The following is a 10064-nucleotide window of genomic DNA, read 5'->3' on the forward strand; positions in this document are numbered from 1 at the left end:
CCGGCACCGGCGCTGCAACCGGCACCGGAAGCTACCGTGGTCCGGCCTGCCTCTTCCGCAGCGCCAGGAAGGCGCCAACGGCGCCAAGGGCCAGCACTGCGACGAGTCCCAGTGCTGTGGCGGCGTCGGACTGCCGGAGCAAGCTGGTGGGCGACACCGCGGCAGCTCCGGAATACAGCGTGCCGGTGCCATCGGCAATCCGGGCGTTGCCGTCCGCGAGCTTGTCCGCCCCCGTGGCCAGCTGCGAGGAGCCGGACGCCAGCTTGGTGCTGCCGGCCGAGAGTTCTGAGGCCCCGGAGGCCAGGGCCTGGGAGCCGCCCAGCAGGCCGGGGTTGGCAGGATCGGCCGGATTGCCCTGGATCCCGGCGTTCAGGGCCACGGTTCCGTCGGCCAGGCGCGAGCTGCCCTCGGTCATCCGGGCGGCGGCCTTGAGCAGGCCCGGGTGCTCGGGGTCGCCGGGGACCCCGTCCATCCCGACCCGGATCCTGGACGTGCCGTCGGCCAGGAGCCGGGTGCCCAGCACCACGCCCGGGCTGCCGGGGTCCTGGCTGTTGAGCTTCGCGGCCAGCGTCGCGAAGCCGGCCTTGAGCTTGCCCGTTCCTGCGTTCAGCTGGCCCGCGCCGGCCTGCAGCTGGCTGGCACCGGCGTCGAGCTTGTGCGCGCCCGCGGTGATCTTGGCGATCTTGTCCTTCACCACGGAAAGCGGAACGAGCCCCTTGACCGGGTCATCTGCCGCCGCCTCCAGCAGTTCCAGCGCCTGAGCCAGGGCCGCGGTCCCGGTTCCGGCCTCCGGATTGCCGTTGGCACCGCGGTAGCCCTTGAGCTGGTCCGTGCCGCCTGCCAGCGCGGCGGTGCCGCCGGCCAGCTGGGCGGCGCCGCCGTCGAGACGGGTGGCCCCGTCGGCGAGGTTGTTCTCTGCGTTGCCCGCCGGCGTCGGCGTCAGCGCGGCCGAAAGCTGTACGACCCCCGCCGCGAGCTTCTGCGCACCGTCGTCGACTTTGTAGACGCCGGGGGCCAGCTTGCTGGTGACATCGGCTTCGATCCTGACGGCACCTTCGGCCAACTTGCCGGCACCGGCCTGGAGCTTGTCCGCCCCGGGTGCCAGCTTGGTGCTGATGCCCGAGGAGATCTTTTCCGCCCCCGCGGAAAGTTTTCCAGCCCCGGTATCGGCCAGGCTGGCGCCGTTGGCGAGTTTCCCGGCGCCGTTGTCCAGCTGGCCGGCTCCGGCGGACGCCTGGGCGGCCCCGTCCCTGAGCTTGGCCGAACCGTCCGTGATGCGGCCCGTGACGAGGGTATAGAACCCCAGCAGGGCAATGAGCAGCAACGCCAGGGTGGCGATGGCGAGTTGCTGCGCACGGGTCCGGGTCTTGCTGATAGCGGCACGACTCTGTGGCACATGATTCCTCTCGACGTTCCCGCCGGCAGCGGCTCCGCTGACGGCCACCCCAGCAGCTGTGACGCAGCTAACACCGGAAAATGAGCGCAAAGCTGCCCGCAGCGGAGTGGGGGAGGGGTGGTTACTCGTTGGTAACTTACCGAGCGTAAACGTGTTTCCGCCGGATTGGCAAGGGCTGGCGCGGGTATTGCCGCCATCGGCGCCGCGCGCGGCCCTCCCCGGCGGCCCGATCCCGCCGCCTTGCGCCCGATTTGTGGAAGTGAAAACTCTCGGGTAAAGTAATTACTCGTGCTGAGGCGCCGGGAGCGAGGGTTTAGGCCCAAACATCCGGAGCGAAAGTGCCTTTGGGATATGGTGTAATTGGCAACACTACGGTTTCTGGTACCGTCATTCTAGGTTCGAGTCCTGGTATCCCAGCTCTGAAGTTCCGCGGGTTTCCGCTGAAATTCGGAAGTTTTGAATCGGCTGGTCCGATTTGAAACGGCGGCCAAATGTATGAAACAATCATTTGGCTTGAATGGCAGAAGTGCTGTTCAGGAAGTACGCGGCCCCATCGTATAGCGGCCTAGTACGCTGCCCTCTCACGGCGGTAACGCGGGTTCGAATCCCGCTGGGGTCACAATGAAAACGGTCCCGGGCATCAGCCCGGGGCCGTTTTTCGTTTCCCGGATTGGCTGGGCTTCCAGGCGCGACTCGTCCGCCGGCGTATTGCCGGGCGCGCCGGGTCCCGCTAAGCGCTGCGCATGGCGCTTTGGTTCCGCGCAGCGGCGCCCCCGCAGGAACCACGTTCTGAACTGGCATGATGATGCAGTGAGCTCCCATGAAACCGGCCCCGGGGCCGCAACCGGCGTGGCCCTTCTGGAGGCAGTGCGGCAGGACCTCGCGGCCCTCCGGCTGCCGCTCGCCCTGCCCGGGACGGACCAAACGCGCCTGGACCTTCGAAGGGCCGTGGCTCAACTCGATGACTACATCCTGCCCCGGTACCGCAGCCTCGATGCGCCCCTGCTGGCCGTGGTGGGCGGTTCCACCGGGGCCGGAAAATCCACCCTGGTCAACGCCCTGGTGGGCCACCCCGTCACGCGGGCCGGTGCGATCCGCCCCACCACCCGCCAGCCCATCCTGCTCCACCATCCCGCCGACGCCGCCTGGTTTGAGGGCCAGCGGGTGCTGCCGGCCCTGGGCCGCATCCGGGGTGCCCTCGTGGACGGCCGGGCGCAGGCCCCGGCTGATGCGGCGTTGGATCCCGGCCCGGTGACTTCCCTGGTCCTGGTCTCCGACTCCGCGGTCCCGCCCGGAATCGCCGTGATCGACGCGCCCGACGTCGACTCCGTTTCCGAGAACAACCGGCGGCTGGCCGGGCAGTTGCTTGCCGCCGCGGACCTCTGGGTGTTTGTCACCACAGCCAACCGGTATGCCGACGCCGTGCCCTGGCGCCTGCTCCTGGATGCGGCCTCCCGCGACATCATGGTGGCCGTGGTCCTGGACCGGGTGCCGCCAGCCGCGGAAGCGGAAGTTAGCGCCGATCTGCAGGCCATGCTGAGCCGGGAAGGGCTGGGGGCCGCCCAATTGTTCGTGGTGCCGGAGCTGCCGCTGGATGCCGCAGGGATGCTTCCGGCAGAGGCCGTCGAGCCGCTGCGCGTTTGGCTCGGGAAGCTGGCAGGGGACGCCGCGGGACGGGCCGGAATAGCCCGGCGCACCCTCAACGGCACCCTCCTCGCCCTCGCCCACCGCGTCGACGCGGCGGAGCAGGCGCTGTCCGAACAGCAGCACGCAGCCGATGTTCTCGCAGCCGACGCCCGCAACGCCTATGACGACGCCGTGGCCAGGATCCTTGAGGCCACCCGCGACGGCGCATTGCTGCGCGGCGAAGTGCTGGCACGCTGGCAGGACTTCGTCGGGACCGGGGAGTTCTTCCGCGCCATGGAACAGAACATCGGACGCTTCCGTGACCGCGTGGGCGCGTTCGTCCGGGGTGAACCGGCGCCTGCAGTCAGGGTGGAAACCGCGATCGAAACGGGACTGCAGGCGGTCATTGTCGATCAAGCCGCCAAGGCCGCCGAGCACACCGACCAGCGGTGGCGTTCAGACCCCGCCGGCAGGCAGGTGCTGGGCACCGACGATGTTTCCGGTGCCTCCGAGGGCTTCGCGGACGCTGTGGCGGCCGAAATCCGCGCTTGGCAGGGGAGCCTGATGGAACTTATCCGCACCGAAGGCCAGGGCAAGCGCACCCAGGCCCGCTGGTTGTCTTTCGGCATCAACGGCCTCGGCGCTGCCCTGATGATTGTGGTGTTCTCCATGACCGCGGGCCTGACCGGGCTTGAGATCGGGGTCGCCGGCGGCACCGCCGTCGTGGGTCAGCGCCTCCTGGAGGCAGTATTCGGGGAGGACGCCGTCCGCCGGCTCGCCCGGACCGCGCGCGAAGACCTGCATCTGCGGTGCCAGAGCCTGCTGGCGGCGGAGTGCCAGCGGTTCTTGACCCGGCTCAAGGTCGACGGCGGCGTGCCGCCCTCAGCCATTGCCGGCCATGCGGCGGCACTGCGCCGGCTGGCGGCCGCGTCATGAGCCGTCATGGCGCCGCCCGCGAGGCGTCCCAGCTCGATCGCAGACTGGAAGCGCTCAACAGCGCCACAGAGCTCGCATCCGGAGTCCTCCCGGAGGAGACCCTGGCCGGTGTCCTGCAGGTGCTCGACCGCGCGAGTTCGCGGCGGTCGCTGTCCGGAGACCACACGGTGGTTGGGTTTTTTGGAGCCACAGGCAGCGGCAAGTCATCGCTCTTCAATGCGGTAAGCGGCGAGGAGATCGCGACGGCGGCCGTGCGCAGGCCGACCACCACCGAGCCGCTGGCGGGCATTTGGGGCGTCCAAGGCAGCGATGCGCTGCTGGATTGGCTGGAGGTCCGAAAGCGCCACGCTGCGGCGCCGATCAAAGGGTTCGCCGACGACGACACCGGGCTGATCCTTCTGGACCTGCCGGACTTTGACTCGACCAGGGCCGCCAACCGGGAGATTGTGCAGCGGATGGTGGGCCTCGTGGACGTCCTCGTCTGGGTCCTCGATCCGCAGAAATATGCCGACGCCGCCGTGCACAACGATTTCCTGGCCCCGCTGTCCTCGCACGGGGCCGTGACGATCGTGGTGCTCAACCAGATCGACAGGCTCCCGGAGCACGAGGTCCGGCCGGTCCTGGAATCCCTCACAGCTATCCTGGCGCGGGACGGGCTGGACAAAGTTCAGGTCCTCGGGGCTTCCGCCGTGTTGGGGACGGGGGTGGACAAGGTGCGCGCCGCGATCCGGCAGGTGGCGATGCAGCGTAAAGCGATGTCACAGCGACTCGCGGCAGATGTCACGCTGGCCGCCGCCCGGCTTGCCGAGGCGTCCGGCCTGCCCGCGGGCGGCACGACGGCCGCGGGTGGCGGGACGGCCGCCGGTGCGACGGCCGCGTCCAAGGCCCGGCTGGCGGGGGAGTTGGCTGTGGCCGCCAATGTGCCGTTGGTGGTCGACGCCGTCGCCCGGTCCTACCGCCTGGAGGCAACCCGGCGCACGGGCTGGCCGGTGACCCGCTGGCTGGCAAGGTTCCGGCCGGATCCGCTGCGACGTCTGAACTTGCGCCGCGAGGGCGCCATACCTGAGCTGAACCGGACCTCGCTGCCTCCTGCCGGGGCGCCGGAACAGGCGCGGACCGATGCCGCCGTCCGGGAATTCGCTGAGGCGGCGTCCGCAGGTGCCCCTGGCCCGTGGCGGGCGGCCATCCGCGGCGCCGCCCGGGAAGCAAACGACCGGCTGCCGGATGCCCTGGACCAGGCAATTGCCTCCACAGAGTTGTCCGCTGGCACGAAGTCCTGGTGGTGGGGTGGGTTCAATGCGGTTCAGTGGCTCGCCTTGGTAACGGCCCTGGCCGGGTTCGCGTGGCTGGGAGTACTGGCTGCGCTCGGCTACCTGCAACTGCCCGTGCCCGAGGTCCCACGGGTCCAGGGCTGGCCGGTTCCTACCGTGATGATCGCCGGGGGACTGCTGCTGGGCATCGTCCTGGCGATTGGGGCGCGGTTCATCTCCAGAGCTGCGGCAGCGTCACGCAGTGCCGTGGCACGGAAGCGACTGACAGCCGCCGTCGCCGCCGTCGCGGGGGAACTTGTCGTGGTGCCCGTGGAACGTGAGGTCAGCCGCCTGGCGAAGTTCACTGCCACGCTGAAGGCCGCCGCGGGTCGGCAGTGAGCCGTCCGTGCGCGGCCGGCCGGATGCGGCCTGCCTAAATCCCGGCCGCGGCGTCGCGGACCTTGATCATGGTGCGGAGGTTGCGTGTGGTGGTGGCAGCCTTGTACTTCGCCTTCGAGGAGAGCTTGCTGAAAGGGCTGTCCAGAGTGCCGCCGGCGGGGGCGAGCCAGGCCAGGGCTTCCGGGCCCAGCCGGGTGAGCTCGGCCCTGTCCAAGGCCCTGCCTGCCTCGAGCAGCTCCGAGAGGACCTCTTCATCAGAGGCGAGCGTCAGGTACGTATGGGTGGACGCGTCGTCGGCCGGGTAGGGGCACGCGTCGACCAGGGCTGCCACACGGCCCGCGGTGAGCACAACTACCCAGGCGTCGTAGCCGAAGGTTTCCCGCAGGCACGCCTCGAATTCCTTTTTGACGCCGGCCGGATCCAGCTCGCTGGCCAGCACGACGTTGCCGCTGGCCAACAGGGTCACGACACCCGAAAATGGCCGGGACTTCAGGGCGTTCTTGAGATCGGCCATCTTGATATTGATGCCGCCCACGTTGATGCCCCGCAGGAAGACCGCATAGCTGTTCATGGCCACAGCATACTTAGTCGTTGGTCTTGCGCAGCGCTTCCGTCAGGACACGGCCGGCGTTGCAGACCACTTCGGCGTGCAGGCGCCCCGGTTGGCGGGTCAGGCGCTCGATCGGGCCGGAGATGGACACCGCGGCAATCACGCGGCCGGACGGCCCGCGGACGGGGGCGGAAACGGAGGCGACACCGGGCTCGCGTTCGCCGAGGCTCTGGCCCCAGCCCCGGCGTCGTACTCCGGCCAGGACGGTGGGGGTGAAGCGGGCGGACTGGAGGCCTTCCAGGAGGCGGTCATGGTCCTCCCACGCCAGCAGCACTTGGGCGGCGGAGCCGGCCTTCATGGACAGCTGGGTGCCGACGGGGATGGTGTCGCGCAGCCCGATCGGGCGTTCGGCGGAGGCCACGCAGACGCGCCAGTCGCCCTGGCGGCGGAAGATCTGGGCGCTTTCGCCGGTGGCGTCGCGCAGCTGCATGAGCACGGGGCCGGCGGAGGCGATGAGGCGGTCCTCGCCAGCGGCGGAGGCCAGTTCCACCAGACGGCTCCCGAGCACGAAGCGGCCCTGGATATCGCGGCTCACGAGCCTGTGGTGCACCAGGGCGAGAGCCAGCCGGTGCACGGTGGGCCGGGCCAGTCCCGTGGCCGCCACCAGCTGCGCCAGGGTGGTGGGGCCGGCCTCAAGTGCGTCAAGCACATGGGCCGCTTTATCGATGACACCGACTCCACTAGAATTGTCCATGTAATGATATTGACGTCTCATTATCTGAGATGCAAGTCAACGCGCTGGCGTATTACTTGGCTGTGCTGGTTCAGTGGAAGAGATAGTCCGTCGGAACGCACAATACTTACCGCAGTGAAGGGAGCAGGCCGTGGCAAAGACACTGGCCGAGAAGGTCTGGGACGCGCACGTTGTGCGCAAGGGGGACGGCGAAGGAGTCAACGCCCAGCCGGATCTCCTCTTCATTGACCTCCACCTGGTGCACGAGGTGACGTCGCCGCAGGCCTTTGAAGGTCTGCGGCTCGCCGGCCGCAAGCTGCGCCGCCCGGACCTCACCATCGCCACCGAGGACCACAACACTCCCACGCTGGATATCGATAAGCCAATTGCCGATCTCACCAGCCGGACCCAGATCCAGACCCTTCGCAACAACTGCCAGGAGTTTGGCGTCCGCCTGCACTCCCTCGGCGACGCCGAGCAGGGAATCGTGCACGTGGTGGGCCCCCAGCTGGGCCTCACGCAGCCCGGCATGACCGTGGTCTGCGGCGACTCGCACACCTCAACCCACGGTGCCTTTGGAGCGCTCGCCATGGGCATCGGCACCTCCGAGGTGGAGCACGTCATGGCCACCCAGACGCTGTCCCTGAAGCCGTTCAAGACCATGGCGATCAATGTTGAGGGCACGCTGCGCCCCGGCGTGAGCGCCAAGGACATCATCCTGGCCGTCATCGCCAAGATCGGCACCGGCGGCGGGCAGGGCTACGTGCTGGAATACCGCGGCTCCGCAATCCGTGCGCTGTCCATGGAAGCCCGGATGACCATCTGCAACATGTCCATCGAGGCCGGCGCCCGCGCCGGGCTGGTGGCTCCGGACCAGACCACGTACGACTACATGCACGGCCGCCCGCATGCGCCCGAGGGCGCCGACTGGGATGCCGCCGTCGAATACTGGAACACGCTGCACACCGACGACGACGCAGCGTTCGACGTCGAGGTGGATCTCGATGCCGACACCCTGGAACCGTTCGTGACGTGGGGAACCAACCCGGGCCAGGGCGTGTCGCTGTCCGCAAAGGTGCCCTCGCCCGATGACTTCGGCGATGAGAACGCCAAGGCCGCCGCCGAACGCGCCCTGCAGTACATGGGGCTTGAGGCCGGCACCCCGATGAAGGACATCCGGGTGGACACGGTGTTCCTGGGCTCCTGCACGAACTCCCGGATGGAGGACCTCCGGGCCGCCGCCGACATCATCCGGGGCCGGACCAAGGACCCGGCCGTGCGCATGCTGGTGGTGCCCGGCTCCGCCCGCGTCCGGCTTGAGGCTGAGGCTGAGGGCCTGGACAAGGTCTTCAAGGACTTCGGGGCCGAGTGGCGCTTCGCCGGCTGCTCCATGTGTCTGGGCATGAACCCGGACCAGCTGGAGGTGGGGGAGCGCTGCGCCTCCACATCCAACCGGAACTTCGAGGGGCGCCAGGGCAAGGGCGGCCGCACCCACCTCGTCTCGCCCGTGGTCGCTGCGGCGACGGCGGTCCGAGGCACCCTCAGTTCGCCGTCGGATCTGGACCCTGCTCCGGAGTCCGCGGCGGTCCGAGTCGGCGCCGCGTAGTCTCCGCCGCGCAGTTCCCGCCCAGATCCGAAGCCTCGCTCCACACAGCCTCGATCCATACAGTTTCGATCCACACAGTCCCGAAGGATCCGCCATGGAAAAGTTCACCACTCACACCGGAATCGGTGTCCCGCTGCGCCAGAGCAACGTCGACACGGACCAGATCATCCCCGCCGTGTACCTCAAGCGCATCACGCGCACCGGCTTTGAGGACGCGCTCTTCGCCGCGTGGCGCAAGGACCCGTCCTTCATCCTGAACCAGGCGCCGTTCAATGCAGGATCCGTTCTGGTGGCCGGTCCCGACTTCGGCACCGGTTCCTCCCGCGAGCACGCCGTCTGGGCGCTGAAGGACTTCGGCTTCAAGACGGTCCTGTCCTCGCGCTTTGCCGACATCTTCCGGGGCAACTCCGGCAAGCAGGGCCTGCTTGCCGCCGAAGTCGCCCAGGATGACATCGAGCTCATTTGGAAAGAACTTGAAAACGCCCCGGGCACCGAGGTGACGGTGGACCTCGTGTCCAAGACCGTGCAGTGCGGCAACATTGTGGCGCCGTTCGAGATTGATGACTACACGCGGTGGCGCCTCCTCGAGGGCCTGGACGACATCGGGCTGACCCTGAAGCACGAACCCGACATCACCGCGTACGAGGCCACCCGGCCTTCCTTCAAGCCCAAGACGCTGCCCGCCCGGTTGTCGTAGAGTTCCAGACCTGAGTCTCCCGGGCCGAGGGCCGGAGCCCAGTGATGTGCCTGGCAATGACGTGCCGCCGTCGAGTTGTAAGACTCGACGGCCCGGATCAGGTGAAGCTGGCGGGAACCCGGCCCGGAACCTGGCTGGTCTGTGGCTGGTGGGCGAAGCAGTGACCCCGGCAGGGGTGGTGCGGTGGACTGGTAGCTGTGGCCGGTGGGGTTGGTGAGTTCGAGCGTGTGGCGGGGGCCGGGTGCGGAGTGGGCGGTCCAGCCGGGGGTTTCTTTGGTGTGGTTGCAGGCTTCGCAGCGGCCGGCGGCGTTGTCCGTGGTGGTCGGGCCGCCGGTGTGCCGGGGAATGATGTGGTCCAGGTGGCGGATGGGCGCGTCGCAGTAGGGGGTGCGGCAGGTGTCGTCGCGGGCCTGGATGAAGCGGCGGTGCCCGGGCGGGAAGAGCCGGGCGCGGGAGTCCATCCCCACAAGCTCGCCGGTGCCGGGGTGGGTGTAGAGCCGCCGGAGCCAGGTCTTGAAGTCCCGGTCCTTGGCGTTCGTCCCGGCGCCGATGCGTTCCCGGGCCCAGCCGGCGGGGACGGTGCCGTAGCCGGGGAGCCGGGCGGGTTCGGCGCCGGCCTGGAAGAGGGTGCGGTCGGTGATGACGAGCTGGATCTCGACCCCGGTGATCCCGCCCGGGGTGCCGGTGCTGCGTTCGACCAGGGCATCGGCCATCAGCTGCCCGCGGCCCCTCGGGTCCCCGGCGGCGCGGAGGGTGTCGGCGTGCCCGGTGAGGGCCTTGTAGGCGGCGACGCCCTGGGCGACGGGGAGCAGGGCGGTGAGGTGGCACATGGTGTCGGGGGCCGGTCGGAGGCTGACGTGCCGCTCGGTGG

General features: G+C 69.1%; 7 protein-coding genes, 2 tRNA genes and 1 pseudogene. 6 read left to right on the forward strand and 4 right to left on the reverse strand.

From position 1 onward, the window contains the following. Positions 1 to 31: 31 nt before the first annotated feature. Positions 32 to 1396 carry a hypothetical protein gene (locus AC1D0A_RS21340; protein WP_476946779.1) on the reverse strand — a complete coding sequence of 455 codons (1365 nt, stop codon included), beginning with the start codon at positions 1394 to 1396 and terminating at the stop codon, positions 32 to 34. A 345-nt stretch (positions 1397 to 1741) separates the two neighbouring features. Here AC1D0A_RS21340 and AC1D0A_RS21345 point away from each other — a divergent pair. From AC1D0A_RS21345 to AC1D0A_RS21360, 4 genes are all read left to right on the forward strand, one after another. Next, positions 1742 to 1813 (forward strand) — tRNA-Gln (locus AC1D0A_RS21345). Positions 1814 to 1942: 129 nt separating this feature from the next. Next, positions 1943 to 2015, forward strand: a tRNA-Glu gene (locus AC1D0A_RS21350). A gap of 170 nt (positions 2016 to 2185) precedes the next feature. Beyond that, positions 2186 to 3958: a dynamin family protein gene (locus AC1D0A_RS21355; RefSeq protein WP_476946781.1), complete on the forward strand. Its 1773-nt coding sequence runs from the start codon at positions 2186 to 2188 to the stop codon at positions 3956 to 3958. Then, complete coding sequence (locus AC1D0A_RS21360) at positions 3955 to 5607, forward strand: GTPase (RefSeq protein ID WP_476946780.1); 1653 nt, start codon at positions 3955 to 3957, stop codon at positions 5605 to 5607. The genes AC1D0A_RS21355 and AC1D0A_RS21360 overlap by 4 nt, the downstream gene beginning before the upstream one ends. A gap of 34 nt (positions 5608 to 5641) precedes the next feature. On the opposite strand, the gene AC1D0A_RS21365 is transcribed toward AC1D0A_RS21360, so the two are convergent. Both AC1D0A_RS21365 and AC1D0A_RS21370 read right to left on the reverse strand, forming a co-directional pair. Next, positions 5642 to 6178 (reverse strand): DUF1697 domain-containing protein, encoded by a 537-nt coding sequence (locus AC1D0A_RS21365; protein ID WP_459385143.1) that lies wholly within the window; start codon positions 6176 to 6178, stop codon positions 5642 to 5644. 13 nt (positions 6179 to 6191) lie between these two features. Then, positions 6192 to 6911, reverse strand: a complete 720-nt coding sequence (locus tag AC1D0A_RS21370; RefSeq protein WP_026266447.1) for an IclR family transcriptional regulator — start codon at positions 6909 to 6911, stop codon at positions 6192 to 6194. Positions 6912 to 7041: 130 nt separating this feature from the next. On the opposite strand from AC1D0A_RS21370, the gene leuC reads away from it, so the two are divergent. Beyond that, positions 7042 to 8496, forward strand: coding sequence for a 3-isopropylmalate dehydratase large subunit (gene leuC / locus AC1D0A_RS21375; RefSeq protein WP_243177120.1), 1455 nt, complete (start codon positions 7042 to 7044; stop codon positions 8494 to 8496). A 94-nt stretch (positions 8497 to 8590) separates the two neighbouring features. After that, positions 8591 to 9193 carry a 3-isopropylmalate dehydratase small subunit gene (gene leuD / locus AC1D0A_RS21380; RefSeq protein WP_018773513.1) on the forward strand — a complete coding sequence of 201 codons (603 nt, stop codon included), beginning with the start codon at positions 8591 to 8593 and terminating at the stop codon, positions 9191 to 9193. A 161-nt stretch (positions 9194 to 9354) separates the two neighbouring features. Here leuD and AC1D0A_RS21385 read toward each other — a convergent pair. After that, positions 9355 to 10064 (reverse strand): annotated as a pseudogene (locus AC1D0A_RS21385) (HNH endonuclease); the annotation flags it as partial.

It is taken from the genome of Arthrobacter sp. P1_D4, from assembly GCF_056406115.1.

What these genes read in the sequence shown, in the direction of transcription:
- AC1D0A_RS21360 (WP_476946780.1), top strand. Translation starts at nt 3,955, where the DNA reads ATGAGCCGTCATGGCGCCGCCCGCGAGGCGTCCCAGCTCGATCGCAGA.
- AC1D0A_RS21365 (WP_459385143.1), bottom strand. Translation starts at nt 6,178, where the DNA reads ATGAACAGCTATGCGGTCTTCCTGCGGGGCATCAACGTGGGCGGCATC.
- AC1D0A_RS21370 (WP_026266447.1), bottom strand. Translation starts at nt 6,911, where the DNA reads ATGGACAATTCTAGTGGAGTCGGTGTCATCGATAAAGCGGCCCATGTG.
- leuD (WP_018773513.1), top strand. Translation starts at nt 8,591, where the DNA reads ATGGAAAAGTTCACCACTCACACCGGAATCGGTGTCCCGCTGCGCCAG.